At 63.9% G+C, this 18,118-nt stretch carries 22 protein-coding genes; 14 read left to right on the forward strand and 8 right to left on the reverse strand.

Annotated elements, in window-relative coordinates:
• Window positions 1–1,167: NAD(P)H-binding protein (locus tag Q0A15_RS06470; RefSeq protein ID WP_291278706.1), on the reverse strand; the 1,167-nt coding region annotated here is incomplete at its 3' end.
• Window positions 1,168–1,379: 212 nt separating this feature from the next.
• On the opposite strand from Q0A15_RS06470, the gene Q0A15_RS06475 reads away from it, so the two are divergent.
• From Q0A15_RS06475 to Q0A15_RS06500, 6 genes are read left to right on the forward strand one after another with little or no spacing between them, the layout of a single operon-like run.
• Entirely contained in the window at window positions 1,380–2,459 is a 1,080-nt protein-coding gene (locus tag Q0A15_RS06475) for a polyprenyl synthetase family protein (protein WP_291278707.1), read from the forward strand.
• Window positions 2,456–3,451: a squalene/phytoene synthase family protein gene (locus Q0A15_RS06480; protein WP_291278708.1), complete on the forward strand. Its 996-nt coding sequence runs from the start codon at window positions 2,456–2,458 to the stop codon at window positions 3,449–3,451. The genes Q0A15_RS06475 and Q0A15_RS06480 overlap by 4 nt, the downstream gene beginning before the upstream one ends.
• 11 nt (window positions 3,452–3,462) lie before the next feature.
• Window positions 3,463–5,076, forward strand: a complete 1,614-nt coding sequence (gene crtI, locus Q0A15_RS06485) for a phytoene desaturase family protein (RefSeq protein WP_291278709.1) — start codon at window positions 3,463–3,465, stop codon at window positions 5,074–5,076.
• Window positions 5,069–5,437 (forward strand): lycopene cyclase domain-containing protein, encoded by a 369-nt coding sequence (locus Q0A15_RS06490; RefSeq protein ID WP_291278710.1) that lies wholly within the window; start codon window positions 5,069–5,071, stop codon window positions 5,435–5,437. Before crtI ends, Q0A15_RS06490 begins: the two co-directional genes overlap by 8 nt.
• Entirely contained in the window at window positions 5,430–5,786 is a 357-nt protein-coding gene (locus tag Q0A15_RS06495) for a lycopene cyclase domain-containing protein (RefSeq protein WP_291278711.1), read from the forward strand. The genes Q0A15_RS06490 and Q0A15_RS06495 overlap by 8 nt, the downstream gene beginning before the upstream one ends.
• 1 nt (window position 5,787) lies before the next feature.
• The gene (locus Q0A15_RS06500; RefSeq protein WP_291278712.1) at window positions 5,788–7,377 is read left to right on the forward strand and encodes an FAD-dependent oxidoreductase; all 1,590 of its coding nucleotides are present in this window, start codon (window positions 5,788–5,790) and stop codon (window positions 7,375–7,377) included.
• 146 nt (window positions 7,378–7,523) lie between these two features.
• Here the strand turns inward: Q0A15_RS06500 and Q0A15_RS06505 are convergent, their stop codons facing one another.
• Entirely contained in the window at window positions 7,524–7,916 is a 393-nt protein-coding gene (locus Q0A15_RS06505) for a hypothetical protein (protein WP_291278713.1), read from the reverse strand.
• Window positions 7,917–8,160: 244 nt separating this feature from the next.
• Window positions 8,161–8,334, reverse strand: a complete 174-nt coding sequence (locus tag Q0A15_RS06510; RefSeq protein WP_291278714.1) for a hypothetical protein — start codon at window positions 8,332–8,334, stop codon at window positions 8,161–8,163.
• Window positions 8,335–8,482: 148 nt separating this feature from the next.
• Between Q0A15_RS06510 and Q0A15_RS06515 the strand changes: the two genes are divergently transcribed.
• The 4 genes from Q0A15_RS06515 to Q0A15_RS06530 all read left to right on the forward strand — a co-directional run bounded on the left by Q0A15_RS06515 (window position 8,483) and on the right by Q0A15_RS06530 (window position 10,672).
• Window positions 8,483–8,680: a type II toxin-antitoxin system VapB family antitoxin gene (locus Q0A15_RS06515; RefSeq protein ID WP_291278736.1), complete on the forward strand. Its 198-nt coding sequence runs from the start codon at window positions 8,483–8,485 to the stop codon at window positions 8,678–8,680.
• Window positions 8,681–8,801: 121 nt separating this feature from the next.
• The gene (locus Q0A15_RS06520) at window positions 8,802–9,971 is read left to right on the forward strand and encodes an acyl-CoA dehydrogenase family protein (protein ID WP_291278715.1); all 1,170 of its coding nucleotides are present in this window, start codon (window positions 8,802–8,804) and stop codon (window positions 9,969–9,971) included.
• 66 nt (window positions 9,972–10,037) lie between these two features.
• Window positions 10,038–10,265, forward strand: coding sequence for a toxin-antitoxin system antitoxin subunit (locus Q0A15_RS06525; RefSeq protein WP_291278716.1), 228 nt, complete (start codon window positions 10,038–10,040; stop codon window positions 10,263–10,265).
• On the forward strand, window positions 10,262–10,672 hold the full coding sequence (locus tag Q0A15_RS06530; protein ID WP_291278717.1) for a type II toxin-antitoxin system VapC family toxin: 411 nt from the start codon (window positions 10,262–10,264) through the stop codon (window positions 10,670–10,672). Before Q0A15_RS06525 ends, Q0A15_RS06530 begins: the two co-directional genes overlap by 4 nt.
• Window positions 10,673–10,758: 86 nt before the next feature.
• On the opposite strand, the gene Q0A15_RS06535 is transcribed toward Q0A15_RS06530, so the two are convergent.
• Window positions 10,759–11,259 (reverse strand): CoA-binding protein, encoded by a 501-nt coding sequence (locus Q0A15_RS06535; protein WP_291278718.1) that lies wholly within the window; start codon window positions 11,257–11,259, stop codon window positions 10,759–10,761.
• Window positions 11,259–12,623 carry an O-acetylhomoserine aminocarboxypropyltransferase/cysteine synthase family protein gene (locus tag Q0A15_RS06540; protein ID WP_291278719.1) on the reverse strand — a complete coding sequence of 455 codons (1,365 nt, stop codon included), beginning with the start codon at window positions 12,621–12,623 and terminating at the stop codon, window positions 11,259–11,261. Before Q0A15_RS06540 ends, Q0A15_RS06535 begins: the two co-directional genes overlap by 1 nt.
• A 202-nt stretch (window positions 12,624–12,825) precedes the next feature.
• Here Q0A15_RS06540 and Q0A15_RS06545 point away from each other — a divergent pair, with 202 nt between their 5' ends.
• Both Q0A15_RS06545 and Q0A15_RS06550 read left to right on the forward strand, forming a co-directional pair.
• Window positions 12,826–13,446 (forward strand): histidine phosphatase family protein, encoded by a 621-nt coding sequence (locus Q0A15_RS06545; RefSeq protein ID WP_291278720.1) that lies wholly within the window; start codon window positions 12,826–12,828, stop codon window positions 13,444–13,446.
• Between the two features lie 135 nt (window positions 13,447–13,581).
• Window positions 13,582–13,953 carry a DUF4190 domain-containing protein gene (locus tag Q0A15_RS06550; protein WP_291278721.1) on the forward strand — a complete coding sequence of 124 codons (372 nt, stop codon included), beginning with the start codon at window positions 13,582–13,584 and terminating at the stop codon, window positions 13,951–13,953.
• A 15-nt stretch (window positions 13,954–13,968) separates the two neighbouring features.
• On the opposite strand, the gene Q0A15_RS06555 is transcribed toward Q0A15_RS06550, so the two are convergent.
• Both Q0A15_RS06555 and Q0A15_RS06560 read right to left on the reverse strand, forming a co-directional pair.
• A complete protein-coding gene (locus Q0A15_RS06555) occupies window positions 13,969–14,682 on the reverse strand; it encodes an SDR family oxidoreductase (RefSeq protein ID WP_291278722.1) in 714 nt (237 codons plus the stop codon).
• The gene (locus Q0A15_RS06560) at window positions 14,679–15,263 is read right to left on the reverse strand and encodes a DUF308 domain-containing protein (protein ID WP_291278723.1); all 585 of its coding nucleotides are present in this window, start codon (window positions 15,261–15,263) and stop codon (window positions 14,679–14,681) included. Before Q0A15_RS06560 ends, Q0A15_RS06555 begins: the two co-directional genes overlap by 4 nt.
• A gap of 104 nt (window positions 15,264–15,367) precedes the next feature.
• On the opposite strand from Q0A15_RS06560, the gene Q0A15_RS06565 reads away from it, so the two are divergent.
• Window positions 15,368–16,594, forward strand: a complete 1,227-nt coding sequence (locus Q0A15_RS06565; protein WP_291278724.1) for a M20 family metallopeptidase — start codon at window positions 15,368–15,370, stop codon at window positions 16,592–16,594.
• A gap of 130 nt (window positions 16,595–16,724) precedes the next feature.
• Here the strand turns inward: Q0A15_RS06565 and Q0A15_RS06570 are convergent, their stop codons facing one another.
• The gene (locus Q0A15_RS06570; RefSeq protein ID WP_367273362.1) at window positions 16,725–17,501 is read right to left on the reverse strand and encodes an SDR family NAD(P)-dependent oxidoreductase; all 777 of its coding nucleotides are present in this window, start codon (window positions 17,499–17,501) and stop codon (window positions 16,725–16,727) included.
• Window positions 17,502–17,625: 124 nt separating this feature from the next.
• Between Q0A15_RS06570 and Q0A15_RS06575 the strand changes: the two genes are divergently transcribed.
• Window positions 17,626–18,114, forward strand: a complete 489-nt coding sequence (locus tag Q0A15_RS06575) for a MarR family transcriptional regulator (protein WP_291278725.1) — start codon at window positions 17,626–17,628, stop codon at window positions 18,112–18,114.
• The last annotated feature ends 4 nt before the right edge of the window (window positions 18,115–18,118 follow it).

Here is an 18,118-nt window from a genome sequence, read left to right on the forward strand (position 1 = left end):
CGAGTACCACCCGTTCAGGCCCCCCCCCCCAGAGATCACGGACCAGAGCTGCTCCACCGTTGCGGTGGTGTTCATCCGACGCTGATCCACATAGACGGTTCTTCCTGCCCAATCGGGATCGCTGGGCAGCGGAGCACTCGGGGCTCCCAGCACTGCGACATCCTGCCAACTGGTCTCCACAAGGTCCTTCTGCACCCTGCCCAGGGCCAGGCGGATGGACTCCAGGTAGGGGGTCAGACCCTGTGGCGGCGGTGGGATGATGCCGTTGATCTCAGTGCTGTGCATGATGCACTCGTTCTCTAGCGAGGCCACCAGCGGGCGGGCAATGGACCGGGGGACAGGGGTGACCAAACCGACCCAGTGCGATGCCAGCCCGGGTGTGAGTACGGGCAACGCGACGATGAAGCGGCGGGGTAGTCCGGCTGCCTCCGCGTAGCCGTTCATCATCTGTGCGTAGGTCAGGACGTCCGGTCCGCCGATGTCCACGGCTTGGTCGATCTCTTTCGGGACGCGAGCTGCACCGAGCAGATAATGCATCACATCCCTCACGGCTATGGGTTGGATCCGGTTGCGGACCCATTTGGGGGCAGGCATGTAAGGCAGGACCTCCGTCAGGTGCCGGATCATCTCGAAGGATGCGGACCCGGAACCGATGATGACCCCGGCCTGCAGCACCAGGGCAGGAACCGTGCAGTCCAGGAACACCTGCCCCACGTCACGGCGGGAGCGTAGATGAGACGAGAGCCGCGTCCGTTCCGGATGCAGCCCGCCCAGGTAGATGATCCTCCCTACGCCGGCTCTGGCGGCTGCATGGGCCACGACATGTGCTGCGCACAGATCGGTCTGTTCAAAATCTCTCCCGGAGGCCAGGGAGTGAACCAGGTAGTAGATCATGCTGACCGAATCCATGGCGGCTCGGACGGACACCGGGTCCAGGACATCCCCCTTGACCACGTCGCACTCCTCTCCCCAGGGGAACGCTCTGACCCGTGCTGGACTCCTGGCCAAGATCCTGACCCGGTAGCCGGCCTTGAGCAGCCGGGGTGTCAGACGTCCACCGATGTAGCCGGTGGCTCCGAGTACCAGAACCGTGGGTGGCTTCCCCGTAGGACCCGTGACTGCTGCCAGGTGTTCCTCGCGGCCGGTCGGGTAGTTCATTCGGTCCATGAGGGCAGCCCTTCCTGTTTGCGGATGAGGCAGGTGCAACGATGCGGGCCCGCCCGCTGCCTGTGTGGCGTTCGGGACGCGGTTGATGCACGTCGGGGAGGATGTGGTCAACTACGATGATAGTCTCCTAGGGGATACTATATCTCATCGTCGATCGAAGGGTGGTGTGGAAGGTGAAAGGAATCGAGGCCTCATTGAAAATGCATCACGATATGGATGACGAGATTCAGGCCACGATTTCAAGCATTCTGACCACCCGCACGGCAGCCGCTCACCTTCATGGTGCGGATTTCTCCGCCCTCTGGAAAACCACTGTCGAATGCGTCAGTGGCGGTAAGCTCCTGCGTCCACGCATACTGGTCGGGGCCTTCGATGCCTTCTGCGCCGATGCCCAGCCGGGCCTACAGACCAGGGAGCCGGTTCTGCAAATGGCCGCTGCCCTGGAGATTCTCCACTTCTCCTTCTTGCTGCATGACGACATCATCGACGATGATCTGATGCGCCGAGGCGAAGCGAACCTGATGGGCAGGCTGCTCGTGGAGGCCCGGACCAGCCCCTGGTCCGTCGTAGTGGGTGACGAGCTGCCCGCCCGCCGCTTGCACTGGGCACGCAACGCCGGGCTGCTCGTCGGTGACCTGATGCTCACGCTGGCGCATCAGCTCTTCGCCAGAGTCCAGGTGGACCGACCCTCCCGTCTGAGGATCCTGGATCTGTTGGACGCAACAGTCACGGAGACCGTGGCAGGGGAATATTGCGATGTCAGTCTTGCCGACGGCTATCTGGGCTCGGATCCGGACCTGGTGTTGAAGATGACGTGTATGAAGACTGCTGCCTACACGTTTGAGCTTCCCCTGCGTCTTGCCGCAGTGCTGGCCGGTGCACAACGAAGTGCGGAAGACCAGCTCGGTCAGGTCGGAAGACGGCTCGGAGTGGCTTTCCAGCTACAAGATGACTTGCGCTCCGCCTTCGAATCCAGCAACGTTCACGGTAAGGATGATCATTCTGACTTCCGTGAGGGCAAGGAAACGGCGCTGATCGCGTACGCGCGCTCCACGAGTGCCTGGGAACAGCTGCGCCCACTGCTGGGAACCCAGGACTTCCTCCCTTCCTCAGCGCCGACGATTCAGTGTCTGTTGACCGAATGCGGGGCCAGGAAGTTCGTCGAATCCAAGGTTGCTGATCAGGTCGAGGCAGCGATGCAGGTTCTGATGGACGGCGATGGGGAACTGCCCGCTGCCGTTCGTGACTTCTGCCACGAGATCATCGGCAAACTCGAGAGCGGAGCCTTATGAGCTCCGCGATCAAGCCTGATGAAGCGTTGCGGAAATACACGCGTGCGGCAGAACGCGCTGCAGACCGGATCATCGGCACCTATTCCACCTCGTTCGGGGCGGCGACGCGGCTGCTGGAAGCACGTCATCGAGTCCACGTTCGCAATATCTATGGTTTGGTCCGGGTTGCTGACGAGCTCGTGGACGGGGCGGCCGCGCAAGCCGGCGTGAGCACGGACCAGCAACTTGAACTCCTCGATCTGTTGGAGCGTGAGACCGCAGAGGCCGTCGGCACAGGGTACAGCGCCAATCCGATTGTCCATGCCTTTGCTGTCACTGCCGTCCAATCCGGTATCGACACCTCCCTCACGGCTCCTTTCTTTGCATCCATGCGGATGGATCTGAGGCGATCCGTGGACACGGAGTTGTTTAACGGGAAACCGGCCGGTGGTTACAGCACCATGGTTGGTTACGACCGTGACGAACATGCCGTCTATGTCTACGGCTCGGCCGAGGTCATCGGACTGATGTGCCTCATGGTCTTCAGGCGGGACGAGCATTATTCGGACCAAGAACTACAGCTTCTGGAACGCGGTGCACGCAGCCTGGGCGCGGCGTTCCAGAACGTGAACTTCCTCCGCGACCTTGCCGAGGACACCGAGCGACTTGAACGAAGTTACCTCAGTAAGGCCGCTTCACTCACAGAGACGGCCAAGAGCGAATGGATTGCGCTGATCCGGGCCCAGCTTGCCGACGCGCAGGCAGTGCTGCCGTTGTTGCCCAACGATGCCCGTGCAGCGGTGGACTGCGCCAGGAGACTCTTCTCCCGGCTGACGGAGAAGATTTCGAGAACTCCGCTGGAGCAGTTGCTGGTTGAACGCGTCCGGATCTCCGACCCGGCCAAGGCTGGGCTGATTGTGCAGTCTCTGCTGGCCGCAACCCTGAAGAAACCGACATCCAGTCTCCGAACACCCCGAACACCCGGGATGCGGATTCGCACGGATCGGAAATGAGGTCAGCACCCATGACTCGTACCATCGTCATCGGGGGTGGCGTTGCAGGACTGGCCACCTCGGCATTACTGGCCCGTGAAGGTCATGAAGTGTTGCTGTTGGAACGGCATGACCGCGTCGGTGGGCGGGCCGGAACGCTGGCACGTGACGGCTTTCGTTTCGACACCGGACCATCCTGGTATCTGATGCCCAGCGTCTACGATCATTTCTTCGATCTGCTGGGCACATCAACAGCGCAACAGCTGGACCTGGTGAGCCTGGACCCAGGATATGGGGTTTTCTCCGAACCTGAATCCTGTGGCTGCTCCGCCAGCGTGGAGATCCCTCACGGTATCGATCGCGTGAGGCAGGTCTTCGAGAAGCTGGAACCGGGAAGCGGGCAGCGTGTCCGGGACTACGTGGACTCGGCGCGGGATGCCATGGTCATGGCTGAGCGGTACTTCCTCTACAACCCCTTCACCTCGTGGAGATCCGTTCTGAAGCCTGAAGTGCTGCTGCGCCTGCCGAAGCTCTTGCGGTTGCTGGGGGAGTCGCTGCAGAAGTTTGTCAGCCGTCGCTTCTCGCACCCGGTGCTTCGCCAGATTCTGGGATATCCTGCAGTTTTCCTGGGTACGGACCCACGCCGGGCACCGGCCATCTATCACCTCATGAGCGCTCTGGACCTGGATGAGGGGGTGATGTACCCGGTGGGTGGTTTCTGGCGGGTGGTTGAGCGGTTGGAGGCGCTGGCTCGCAGCAACGGCGTGGAGATCGTGACCGGAGCAGAGGCGAGCCGCATCCTCACCACGGAGGACGGCGGCAGGCCGCGTGCAACAGGAGTGCTCTGGACAGATCGCAACGGTGTGGAGCGAAAGGAACAGGCTGACTACGTGGTCTCAGCCGCAGACCTGCACCACACGGAGACCCAACTCTTGCCCGGTGAGGCCCGTAGTTATCCGGAAAGCTGGTGGAAGCGGCGGCAGAGCGGACCGGGCGCGGTGCTTGTCATGCTCGGAGTTCAAGGAGCCCTCCCCGAGTTGAGGCATCATTCGTTGTTCTTCTCCAGCGACTGGGACGCCAACTTCGATGCGATCTTCGGCACTGAGCAGAAAGTGCCTGATCCCGCCTCGATCTACGTGTGCAAGCCCAGCGCAACGGACCCGGACGTTGCTCCGGATGGAACCGAGAATCTCTTTGTCCTGGTACCGGTCCCCGCGGATGTCACGCTCGGTTCCGGTGGGGTAGCAGGGCAGGGAGATACGGATGTGGAACAGATTGCGGATCGCGTCATCGACCAGCTGGCCACCTGGGCTGGTATCGCTGATCTGCGGCAGCGAATTGTGGTGCGTGAGACGCTGGGGCCAGAGGACTTTGCCCGGGATTACTCCTCGTGGCAGGGCGGGATGCTGGGCCCGTCCCATATTCTGCGTCAGAGTGCCATGTTCCGTGCGCAGAACGCGTCCAAACGAGTTGATGGGCTCTTCTATGCCGGGGCCACCACCGCGCCCGGAGTCGGCGTACCCATGTGTCTGATCAGTGCGGAACTCGTGGTGAAACGTATACGAGGAGACCGCAGCGCCGGCCCGCTGAAATCCGTCGGCGAGAGGCCCCGCGGGGCGGATCGGATCAGTGATCATCATGCCTGATTCGACGCAGTACATCCTGCTGATGCTCGGATGCCTGGTGTTGACGCTTCCTTTGGAGTTCCTTTTCAAGGCGCGGGTGTATCGAAGACCCGTGCAGTTGATCCAGGCCATCTTGGCCACGGTGATCGTTTTCTCGGTTTGGGACGTGGTGGCCATCGGCGCGGAGCTGTGGACCTACAGCACTGAGTTCACGAGTGGCTTGGCCGTGGTGCTGGGCTTGCCCCTGGAAGAAGTGCTCTTCTTCGTCGCCATCCCGATCTCTGCCTTGCTGACCTATGAGGCGGTGGGCCACGTCCTGAGTTTCTTCGGTGCTCTGCGCAGTACCCGCCGCGCACACCCGGGGGAGAAAGAAGATGGCTGAATACACGGTAGCCACCATTGTCACGATGCTGGTGGTCATTCTGTTGGAGGCGCTCTGGGCTCGCACCGGGATTTTCAGCTCGGTGCAGTACTGGGTCTCCATGGCTATAATGCTCTCGTTCCAGGTGCTGGTGGACGGGTGGCTGACCAAATTGTCCAATCCCATTGTGATCTATCGCGAGTCCGCAATGAGCGGTGTGAGGTTTCCCTGGGACATCCCCATAGAAGACTTCGGGTTCGGTTTTGCGATGATCACCTTCACGATTCTGATCTGGAAGAAGGCTTGCGAGGTTGCTTGGCGCAGGAAGAATCGTGTGGGGCAATCGATGGATGAGCGGCAGGAGGGCTGAGATGCACAGACGACCTGGTCGTGATCGGAAAGCGGTGTTGATTCCGGCCCCTACCGGGTCGCCGCGGACAGCGCAGCCGCACAGGGTCATCGTTGTGGGTGGCGGTATTGCCGGACTGGCGGCAGCGTGTGGTCTGGTGGAACGTGGTGTGGCCGTGGACCTGGTCGAGCCGGAGGGCCAGTTGGGCGGACGGGTGCGTGCCTGGCAGACGGAATCGGCAGCCGGATCGGTGTCCATGAGCCGTGGCTTTCACGCGTTCTTCCGGCAGTATTACAACCTCAGAGCGCTTCTGGGCAGGGCCGGGGACCTGACGAAGCTGCTGCGGCCTGTGGAGGACTACCCGGTGGTCAGTGCCCGGGGAGACCGTGATTCTTTTGCCCGGATCCTGCGGGTGCCGCCGTGGAACTTCATCTCCTTTGTTCTGCGTAGCCCTACCTTCACTGCACGGGACCTGATCCGGGTGGATACCGATATGGCACTGTCCTTGTTGGATGTGGATTTCCCTGACACCTACCGTCAGCTCGACGGAATCAGCGCCCACGAATTCCTTGACCGTCTGAAGTTTCCAGACCGGGCCAGACATCTGGCCTTGGAGGTCTTTGCCCGGAGTTTCTTCGCTGATCCGCGGGAGTTCTCAGCGGGTGAACTGGTAGCGATGTTCCACACCTATTTCATCGGGTCTGCGGAAGGTCTTTTGTTCGATGTCCCGCGGGATGACTTCGACACCTCGCTGTGGGCTCCGCTGGGTGCGGCACTGCAGGAGCAAGGAATACGGCGCGTCAGCGGCAGCGTGACGAGCGTGGCACACCCAAGCCCGGCGGGACGTTGGAGTGTTGTCCTCGATGATGGGCAACGCCTCGAAGCGGATGCGGTGGTGTTGGCGGCGGGCCCGGAGCAGACGAGAACCATTGTTCAGAGCTCTTCTGCCTCCCTGGTCGCGGACGGCGGAGAAAAATGGTGTGAGAGTGTTGGGCGGATCAGGGTGGCGCCGCCTTTCGCGGTGCTGCGGTTGTGGTTCGATTCCTTGGTGCAGGCGGACCGCCCCGCCTTCCTCGGTACGGCAGAGTTCGGGATCCTGGACAACATCACGGTGCTGGAGCGTTTCGAGGCCGGCGCTCGTCGGTGGTCGGCGGAGCACGGTGGTTCCGTGGTGGAACTTCATGCCTATGCGTTGAGCAGTGATCCGCGAGGGGATGTGGCGCAACAGGAGACTCTAGTGGATGTGCTGCGGGCCGAGCTCGCGCGCGTCTACCCGGAGACGGCCCACCTGGGCGTGGTGGCACAAGAGCTGTTGATCGAGAGTGATTGCGCTTTGATCGGTCTGGATTCCTGGGAGGATCGCCCGGGCGTTTCAACGCCTTGGCCCGGCCTGGTGTTGGCTGGTGACTGGGTGCGTTGTGAGCTGCCGATCGCTTTGATGGAGCGTGCCGCGACCACTGGTTGGATGGCCGCCAACCAGTTGCTTCAGGACTGGGGAATTGCCGGTCATGAACTCTGGAGTCCACCTATGAAGGGCCGCCATCGGTGGCCTGGGCCGCTGCGGAGGCTGGTCAGGAGGTTTGCTCGCTCGGCGCGGTCGTACCGTAGTTGAGGGTAGTCCGGAGCGTGTTGGTGTATATTGGGGCCGCTGGAAGATGCCCGACGACACGTGGCGCGACTGTGCTGTGCATCGTCGCCGTGAGCTGATGCTTCCTTGATGCTCGGCGCGCAGGCGCGCCCGGATATGTCCGGAACGGTTCAGCGGGCGGCGAGTGAGCGTTGAGCCCCTTGTTGGATCTTCTCCAGTATGTCCGCGCTTTGAGGGACGACGATGTCGGCGTCGGTAGGTGAGAGGACCGTGCTCAGTTCACCGTCGGCGTCAGGCCCGATGATCCCTGCCTTGGAGGCGGCGTACATGATGCCTTTTCCTTCGCTGGGAACCATGAAGAGGAGATACTCGTCTGCCGGGAGGTTGGCTTTCAGTCCGTTGTAGTCGGTCGGGGAGTCCTTGGCCACCCACACCTTCACGGTCTTCGAGTTGGTGTTTGACACGTTGTCCGTGATACGGAAGGTCAGCAGTGATGTTTCGCCGGGGTCCGTGGTCCCGTCATCGAGCTGGGTGGGATAGGACGTATACGGCTCAACGCTCACGAGTTTTCCCCCGGGCGATCTGTTTGGAACGCGTGGTCAGGTCTTCCAGGTCGACGGCCGGCTGCACCTCTTCGGCCGAATCGTTTGAGAAGGCAGACCAGAAGCCGTCACTCGCCGTGACGGTGTCCGGGGTGGGAGTCGAGGTTTCAGCACCTTTGGCGCATCCCGTCAGGAGAGCAAGGAAACTGCAGGTGACCGCGATCGGCAAGATCGGGGAACGGGCTGTCATTGCGGTCTCCTGCGTTCAGTCATGGTCGCTCTCCGCCTCCTGCCAGGGGAGCAGAGGCTGGGTGCCTGCATCCTCCCATGCGGGGTCGTGGAGGGATACCCCGACGGAGCCGACTGCGATCTGCAGGCCCCACGGTTGTTCACGCTGCGCGGGCCAACAGGTACCCGAGACGACGAGCTCCGTACCCACACCTCCATCTTCTCTCCGGGACACGATGATGGCCGGGGCATGAGCCTTCCGCGTTCGGTAGATGCCGAGACGGGGGTGGTCAGGGTCGTGGTTCAGGCGCATCATGTACAGCATCAGTCGGCGCAGAATTGGATGTGAGGGGATCACGATGCGGACAACGGTGGCTTTGGATGACGACTTGATGGAGGAAGCCTCCCGATTGACCGGTGTCGAGGAGAACGCCGTAATCATCCGGAACGCAGTCGCGGCCTTGGTTCGCCACGAGGACGCCAAACGGCTCTACCTTTTGGGCGATAGCGATCCAGAGGCAGAAGCGGCACCTCGCCGCCGACCGGCTGTTGCATGAGCTCGGATTGGCCATGGAGGAGACAAGCTGACTGCGCGCACGCTAGTTTGGTAACTGTACCGAGCGGACGGTTCGGTGCTTCTTACGTTCTGCGCGTCGTCGCGCCTTCAGGAGGATTTCCATGACCACCCCGTTCAGCACCGTGGACCTGCTGGATTTCGACGATGACCTGACTGCAGAAGAACTGGCCCTGCGCGGGCGTGTACGAGATTTCGTGGACTCCGCGATCCGCCCCAACATCGCCGACTGGTACGAGCGGGCCCACTTCCCCGTTGACCTGGTTCCCGAGATGGGCCGATTGGGGCTGCTCGGCATGCACTTGGAGGGCTACGGCTGTGCCGGACTCAGCGCGGTGGAGTACGGGCTGGCCGGTGCCGAATTGGAGGCAGGGGATTCCGGGCTGCGGACGTTCGTCTCCGTGCAGGGGTCGTTGGCGATGTCCGCCATCCACAAACACGGCTCCGAGGAACAGAAACAGGAATGGCTGCCGCGCATGGCCACCGGTGAGGCCATCGGCTGCTTCGGGTTGACAGAACCCTCGGCCGGATCGGACCCGGCCTCGATGAAGACCTTTGCCCGGCGCGACGGCGACGACTGGGTGTTGAACGGCTCCAAGCGCTGGATCGGGCTGGCTTCCCTGGCGCAAGTGGCCGTGATCTGGGCGCAGACCGACGCAGGCATCCGGGGGTTCGTGGTGCCGACCTCCACTCCGGGGTTCTCGGCTGAGGTGATCGAACCCAAGATGTCCATGCGTGCCTCCGTCCAGTGCGAGATCACCCTGGACGAGGTGCGGCTCCCGGCCGAGGCCGTCTTCCCCGAGGTGCGTGGGCTCAAGGGACCGTTCTCCTGCCTCAATGAGGCACGCTACGGGATCCTCTGGGGTGCCATGGGTGCCGCTCGCGACTCCCTGGAGACGGCGCTGGCGTACTCGTTGGAGCGGGAACAGTTCGGCAAGCCGATCGCCGGCTTCCAGCTGACCCAGAAGAAGCTCGTGGACATGGCGCTGGAGGTGAACAAGGGTTTCCAGCTCGCGCTGAACCTTGGGCGGAAGAAGGAAGCGGGCACGTTGAAGACCCACCAGATCAGCGTGGGCAAGCTCAACAACGTCCGCACAGCCATCGAGGTCTGTCGGGAGGCCCGGACCATCCTGGGTGGCAACGGCATCGAGGCCGCGCAGCCCATCATGCGCCACGCCGCCAATCTGGAATCGGTGCGCACCTACGAGGGAACCGACGAGGTCCACACCCTCATCCTGGGCCGCCAGCTGACGGGGATCCCTGCCTTCGCCTGACTCTGGTCACATCGCCAGAGGGTTGCTAGCATATTGCTAGCATTCGGCAGGTCCCAGGAGGACGTCATGGCAACTTTGACCATCCGCAATGTTTCTGAAGAGACCAAAAGGCGACTACAAGAACGGGCTGCGTCCAACGAACGGTCCATGGAGGCCGAGGCTCGTTCGATTCTCGACGACGCCACTGAGGAACCAGGCACAGGGATCTTGCGGTGGATACGCAATACGGAGGCCCTACGTGGGGATCTCGACCTCCCCGCGCGCAGTGCTCCGCGCAACGTTGACCTGCAGTGATCGTCCTCGACACCACCGTGGTCTCTGAGCCATTGCGACCCCGTCCGAATCTTGCGGTGGTGGAATGGGTCGCGGAGCGACGAGCCGAAGCCGAACTCACCAGCGTGACCATGGGCGAACTTCTCTACGGCGCGCAACGGCTCCCGGACGGGAAAAGGAAGCGCGGGCTGTTGGAGGCCATCGCAGACTTATCAGGGTCCGTGCCGATCCTCCCGTATGACGGGCCCGCTTCCGCCGCGTATTCCGACCTCAGAGCAGAACGGGAGTCAATCGGGCTCGCTGGCAGCATAGAGGACCTCATGATTGCCGGGATCTGCCTGGTCGGCGGGCATCAGCTGGCCACCAGAAACGTCAAGGACTTCGCAGGCACAGGAGTGGACATCATCAACCCGTGGAGTCGCGGGTGACGCACGCCAACGGCGCCGTCCCCCCACGAGAGTGGGGGACGGCCCCGTTTGGCATTTGGGGCCCCGCAAAGGGGTCAACGTACGACTCAGGCGCGCAGCTGCCGCTTCGAGGAGATCACCCCGGTGTCGAAGCCGGCCAGGTGCAGGCCGCCGTGGAAGCGGGCGTGTTCGATCTTCACGCAGCGGTCCATGACCACCTCGAGTCCGGCAGCCTCCGCCAGGTGCGCGGCCTCCTCGTTCCAGGAACCCAGCTGGAACCACACCGTCTTGGCGCCGATGTCGATGGCCTCCTGTGCCACGCCCGGCAGGTCGGCGTCCTTGCGGAAGACCTCAACCAGATCAGGAACCTCGGGGAGGTCGGCCAGGGACTTGTAGACCGGCTGGCCCAGGATCTCCGTTGCCGTCGGGTTGATGAAGTAGACCGTGTACGGCGAGGAGGAGAGCAGGTATGTCGCCACGAAGTATGACGCGCGCTCCGGCTTGGGGGAGGCTCCCACGATCGCGATGGACTTGGTGCGGCGCAGGATGTCCAGCCGCTCACCGGCGGAAGGGCCCACCCAGGTGCGCTCGGGCGTTGCAGTGCTCATCACTTGCCTCCGAAATCGATGGTGCAGGCGTCATACGTGGGCGCCGCGAATTCAGGCTCTGCGTCGGTGGACTGTGCGGCATCCAAGGCCTGATCCAGGTCCCAGATGATGTCCTCCACGTCTTCCAAGCCCACGGACAAGCGGATGAGGTCGTCCGGGATGCCCGCGGCGACCAGCTGCTCCGCGGACAGTTGCTGGTGCGTCGTGGAGCCGGGGTGCAACACCAGAGTGCGTGCATCGCCGATGTTGGCCAGGTGGGAGGCCAGCTGCAGCGCCTCGATGAACTTGGCGCCGGCCTCGCGTCCGCCGGCCACACCGAAGCTGAACACGCTCGGTGCGCCGTTGGGCAGCAGCTCCTTAGCGCGATCGTGCTGCGGGTGCGATTCCAGCGACGGGTGGGAAACCCAGGAGACGCGCGGATCTGCATCCAGCCAGGCCGCGATCTTCTCGGCGTTGGCCACGTGCTCATCCATGCGCTGCGGCAACGTCTCGATGCCCTGCAGCAGCTGGAAGGCGGCCTGCGCCGAGAGAGTGGGACCGATGTCGCGCAACTGCTCGTTGCGCAGCTTCGTGAGGAAGCCGTACTCGCCGAAGTTACCCTGCCAGGTCACCCCGCCGTAGCTGGGGACCGGCTCAGTCATCAGTGGGAACTTGCCGTTGGCCCAGTTGAATCGGCCGGACTCGATGACCACGCCACCCAACGTGGTGCCGTGCCCTCCCAGGAATTTCGTGGCCGAGTGGATCACGATGTCCGCGCCGTGCTCCAGCGGACGGAGCAGGTAAGGGGGAGTCAGAGTGGAGTCCACGACCAGCGGGATGTCGTGCTTGTGGGCAACCTCCGCCAGACCCTCAAGGTCCACGATGGTGGTGGAGGGATTCGCGACGATCTCCGTGTAGACGGCCTTGGTGTTCTCCTGGATGGCCGCCTCGAAGTCCGCGGCCTCGGAGGAATCCACGAAGGTGGTCTCCACGCCCAGGCGGCGGAGGGTCACGTCGAGCTGCGTGACGGTGCCGCCGTAGAGGCGGGAGGACGCCACGATGTGGTCGCCCTGCCCGGCCAGCGCCAGGAAGGTCACGAACTCGGCCGCCATGCCCGACGCCGTGGCGACGGCCCCGATCCCACCCTCCAGGGACGCCATGCGTTCTTCGAACGCGGCGACCGTGGGGTTGGCGATGCGGGAGTAGATGTTGCCGTACTTCTGCAGCGCGAACAGGTTCGCGGCGTCGTCCGTGTCCTGGAAGACGAAGGACGTGGACTGGTAGATCGGCACAGCGCGGGCGCCGTGCTCTGCATCGGGGGTACCCCCGGCGTGGAGCGCCCGGGTGCGGAACCCGAAGCGGTGGTCGTTCTGGCCCTGAGCCATGAGGTGAATTCCTTTCCATCGAATCCCGGCTGGAGCACCTGGCGTGAGGCCCCTTGGTCCAAGGGGTGGCTGGTTGCTGCGGTGTCACGGGGCCGGGTCCCTGGTACCGCTCGAGATGGTCCTCTTGTATCCAGGTTCCCACGATCGCCCGGGCCGGGGAAAACACGTGTCGTCATGTGAGTCTTGGGTAGGGTGCTGAGGCATGAGTGCTGCAGCGTCGTCGTCGCCCGCCATCTTCTTTGTCCGCCACGGGCAGACCGACTGGAACAAAGCGGGAAAACTGCAGGGACAGGTGGATATCCCGCTCAACGAGACCGGTAAGGCCCAGGCACAGACGGCGGCTGAACAGCTGGATGGTCGCGGCATTACCCGGGTGGTCACCTCCACCCTCGGGCGTGCCATGGAAACGGGCGGCATCATTGCCGCTCACCTGGGGCTGGACGCTCCCTCTCAGGATGAGGGATTGCTGGAACGCGCCTACGGCGAATTCGAGGGAGTGCGGGACGGGGACCTGCCGGACGATGTTCGTGAAACCCTGCACCCCGGGCACGAGCGAGATCCGCGTGACGCGGAGGAGGCCGGATTCGCCGCCGGGATCATGCCCGGCGTGGAGCGCTCCTATGATTGTGGCGTGCGCGGTGCAGAGACCGTGAAGCGGTTGCGGTCCCAGTACCCGGAGGACACGCTGCTCCTGGTCTCCCATGGGACGCTGATCCGGCTGACACTGAATGCGCTGGATGACTGGAAGCGCTACCACCCGGGGCTGGACAATCTCGAGGTCCGCGAGCTGACGTCTGCGCAACTGGCGGCCGCGTCCAGCTGATGACGTCGTGCCCGCACTCACCGGCAATACTTGGTCAAAATAACGCCAGATCATAGTCTTATGAGCGCATCACAGTCGGAATCACCGCAAGACGTTCGAGGGCTTCGGTAGGCGCGGTGCGGAAAGAGGTGTGTGATGACCGAGCAGTACCCTAACAACGGCGTCCCGGGCGTTCCGGAGCAGCAGCCCCAGTACGGGCAGCCGCAATATGGTCAGCCTCAGTATGGACAGCAGCAGTATGCCCAGCAGCAGTACGTTCAGCCGCAGTATGTCCAACGGCCCACGAACACACTGGCCATCGTGGCCCTGATCCTGTCCTTCTTCGTCAGCCTTGGTGGCATCATCTGTGGCCACATCGCCTTGAAGCAGTGCAAGGAGCGTAACGAGGCTGGATCAGGCATGGCCATTGCAGGCCTGGTCATCGGCTACGTCAGCCTGGCGATCACCGTCATCTGGATCATCGTGGCGGCATCATTCGTCGGCGCCGTGAGCAGCTACGACTACTGAGTCGTAACGTCGGCCTCAGCGCAGGTGGGAGCCGCCGTCCACGTTGAGAACCTGCCCGGTGATGAACCCGGCCTCGTCTGAGAGCAGGAAGGCGACCGCTGCCGCAACCTCTGACGGTTCGGCGAGCCGACGCAGCGGAACCTCAGTGGCGTAGTCGGCCTGCTCGCGCTCGTTCATGGCGAGCACCCCGCCGGTTCTCGTGGCTGCGGTGGCCACCGTATTGACCCTGACTCCGCGAGGTGCGGCCTCCAGTGCAGCGGAGGCACCGAGGCCCACCACACCCTGCGTGGCCGCGGAGAAGGCCGCCAACCCCGGCGCCGGACGCAGGCCGGCAGCATTCGTCACATTCACGATGGCACCCTTGCCGGAGCGAATCATGGATGCGAGCTCCGCGCGGAGGAAGCCGAAGACCTCGTCAAGGTTCGTGGAGAGCGTGAGGCGGTACGCGCCGTCGAGCATTTTGTGCAGCGGCGAAGGCCGCGAGGAGCCGGCCAGGTTCACGGCCACGTCCACGTCGCCTGCAGCGCGCACCACGGCGGCGTAGTCCTCGGACGTGCCTTGCGAGGGCCAGTCCAGGACCGTCGCCGACTCGCCGCCGCAGGCGTCTGCGGTGGCGTGGGCGGCCTCCGCGTCGGGGTCCAGCAGGACCACGAACGCGCCGTCGGCCACCAATTTCTCTGCGACGGCTCGACCCAGATCGGAACCGGCATGGGTGACGATCGCCCTCATGCCTTGCGCAACTTCACTGCCGCGACGATGGACGCGATGCCCAGGACCACGCCGTAGATGCCGCCGACCCACACCAGGCCCAGCAGCGTGCCGCCCGGGTTCAGCAGGGTCATGACGGCCAGGAAGATGCCGAAGAGCAGGTTGATGATGCCCAGGGCGATGCTCCAGCCGCCCAGGCGGGTGTCGCCGAGTTCCAGGACGCCGCGGACCATCATGCCGATGGCCATGAACCACAGCACCATGAGTCCACCAAGGGAACCCAGGATGGCCGGGAAGATCAACGCGAGGGCGCCGGCGATGACGGCGGCGACGCCGCCGACCAAGGTCCAACCCCATTTGGACCCGGCTTGTCTCTCCCGGAAGGCCAGAGCGCAGGAGGAACCGCCGTCCAGGATCAGCCAGATGCCGATGATCACGCCGATGGCGGTCGCGATGCCGGTGCCGGAGGCCAGCGGGAAGAAGAAGAGCAACAGGCCGAGCAGGACGCCCAGGATGCCGCGGGTCAGCAGCCAGGCGAAGGCACCCTTGCGCAGGTGATCCCGGAATTCCTTGAGATCCTCGAACAGTGGTGATGAAGTCATGTGGTCGAGTCTATGTCGCTGGCGGTATATGGGTCGATGCGGCAGCTGCGCTGGATATCCTGGAATGGATCGTGTCTCTCACCGCCAACTTCCGAGGAGCCTGCGTGCCCATCCCCTCCGACCTCGCCGCTGACGTCATCGAGTTCCGCCGCGAACTGCACACACATCCCGAGGTGGACTTGCGGTTGCCCCGGACCCAGGCCGCGGTCCTGGCCCGCCTGACCCGCGTACAGGAATCGCTGCCGGAGGGCGCCATGGAGATCACCACCGGATCTGCCCTGGATTCGGTGGTGGTGGTGTTGCGCGGTTCTGCATCGGTCCCCGAGGGACATGCGCGGCCAGTGGTCCTGTTGCGCGGTGACATGGATGCGCTTCCCGTGGCGGAGGAGACGGGCCTGCCTTTTGCCTCCACGAACGGTGCCATGCACGCCTGCGGTCACGATCTGCACACGGCCGGCCTGTACGGCGCGTTGGCCTACCTCGCCTCGCGGCGTGACGAACTGGTCGCGGACGTGGTCGGCATGTTCCAGCCCGCCGAGGAGACCGACGGCGGGGCGCACCTGATGATCCAGGAGGGCTTGTTGGAGGCCGCCGGCCGACGAGTGGACCACGCCTACGCTTTGCACGTCGCCTCGTCTCGCCTGCCGGGCGGCGTGTTCGAGTCCCGTGCCGGGACCCACTCCGCTGGTTGCGACGACTTCATCGTCACGGTCCAGGGTCGTGGTGGGCACGGGTCCCGCCCGCAGGATGCCGCCGATCCCGTTCCGGTGGCCGCGGAGATGGTCCTGGCGCTGCAGACCTTCGTGACCCGCAACTTCGCGGTGCGCGAGGACCCGGTAGTGGTGACGGTCGGCCGGATCACCGCAGGCACGGCGGCGAACATCATCCCCGACACTGCGGAGATCGCCATCACCATGCGGTCCTTCTCCCGTGCTGCCCGGTCGAAGCTGGTTCCGGGCGTTGAGCAGCTGGTGCGGGGGATCGCCTCCGCCCACGGCATGGACGTGTCCATCAAGCACGACTGCCAGTTCCCGGTCACCGTGAACGAGGCCTCTGAGGTGGACTTCGTGGAGTCGGTGGTTCGCGACCTGTTCGGTGACGATTCCTGGCAGGAGATGGAGGGGCCGGGCGCGGGCAGCGAGGACTTCTCCTGCGTGTTGGACGAGGTCTCAGGGGCTTACTTCGATCTCGGTGCCGTACCGGTGGGCGTGGATCCGGCGACAGCGCCGAGCGGGCACAGCGCCAACGCTGTCTTCGATGATTCCGTGATTCCGCGCGGCGTGGAGGTCTTCGCCGAGCTGGCGCTGCGCACGCCGGCTGTTGCTGTCTGAGCCCTGATTCGCCGCAGCGATCTGGACGGGGTTCTGCTGGGTTTCTGCCGCAATTCGTGGCAGAAACCCGTCCAGCCAGATCGTTCCCGTTGCTGCAGGAACCGTCGATCGCGGCTGGTCGGGCTGTAACTCAGAGTGTGGTCGTGAGTACCCCGCCGTCGGCCCGAATGGCTGCGCCGTTCGTTGCGGAGGCCAGAGGGCTGACGAGGTAGGCGGCCAAGGTCGCGATCTCCTTGGGGTCCAGGAAGCGCCCGAGCAAGGACTCCGGCCGGGTCGCTTCGATGCCCCGTTTCACGTTGGAGCTGTCGACGCCCTGTACCTGAGCGATCCCCTCAACGACCTCCGCGACGCCGTCCGAGTAGGTGGGGCCGCCCAGGATCGTATTGACCGTGACCTCGGTTCCGCGCGTGAGTTTCGCCAGGCCGTTGCTGAGCGCGATCAGGCCGGCCTTGGCCACGCCGTAGGGGATCATGTCCGCAGGAACGTTGACGCCGGACTCGCTGGCGATCGACAGGATGCGCCCGGATCCACGTTCCAACATGCGTGGCAAGACGGCACGGCTGAGCCGAACAGCACTCATGAGGTCCACCTGCAGGTAGTGGTCCCAGGCCGCATCGTCGGTGGTCGCGAAGTCGACGAGGTCGAAGACGCCCACGTTGTTGATGAGGATGTCCACCTCACCGAGGCGTGCCACGAGGTCGGTGACCTGGTCCGGTTCGGCAAAGTCTGCCGCGATGACCTCGACGGAGGCCCCCGGAACCATCCCGCGCAGTCGTTGGGCGGCACTGTCGCATCCGTCGGCGGTGCGGCCGTTGAGGATGACGTCGGCCCCTTCGGTGGCCAGTTCCTTGGCGATGGCGAAGCCGATTCCCTGCGTCGATCCGCTGATGAAGGCTCGGCTTCCCAGTAGTCGAAGATCCCTGGTGCGCCCTCACTTTCACTTGTCTGAGCACGATTTAACTTGTCTGGGCAAGTAAAAGGGTAGCCTATTCACTTGCTCAGTCAAGTGAATACCGGGGTACACTCGGTGCATGAGCGGTGAAGAGAGCGACGCCCTGGAGGGCGACGACTTGGTGGCGTGGTCGTCCCTGGCAACCGTCCTCGAATGGCTACCAGCCGCCTTGGACGCCCAATTGACGCGCGATTCGCAGCTCACACACTTCGAGTTCGGTGTCCTCTATGCTCTCAACTCGGCACCGGCGCAGACGTTGAAGATGAGCACCCTCGCGGACTATGCCAACAGCACGCTCTCGAGGCTCTCACGGGCGGTTGCCCGGTTGGAGAGGAGAGGCCTGGTGGTCCGCCGCCCGGACCCGGACGACGGGCGCACCACCTTGGCGCAACTCACCGATTCCGGGGTCCAGGAGACCCGGAAGGCACTTCCGGGGCACGTGGCGTTGGTGAGACGAACCGTTCTCGATCCACTCACAGCGGCCCAACGTCGCCAACTGACCGAGATCAGCCGCCGCATTCAACAGGCGCTGCGGGAACAGCCGGGGTGGAGCCCCCCGGCTCACTGAAAGG

Origin of the sequence: Galactobacter sp., assembly GCF_022712295.1 — a bacterium.
In the GTDB taxonomy this organism is placed as follows: domain Bacteria; phylum Actinomycetota; class Actinomycetes; order Actinomycetales; family Micrococcaceae; genus Galactobacter.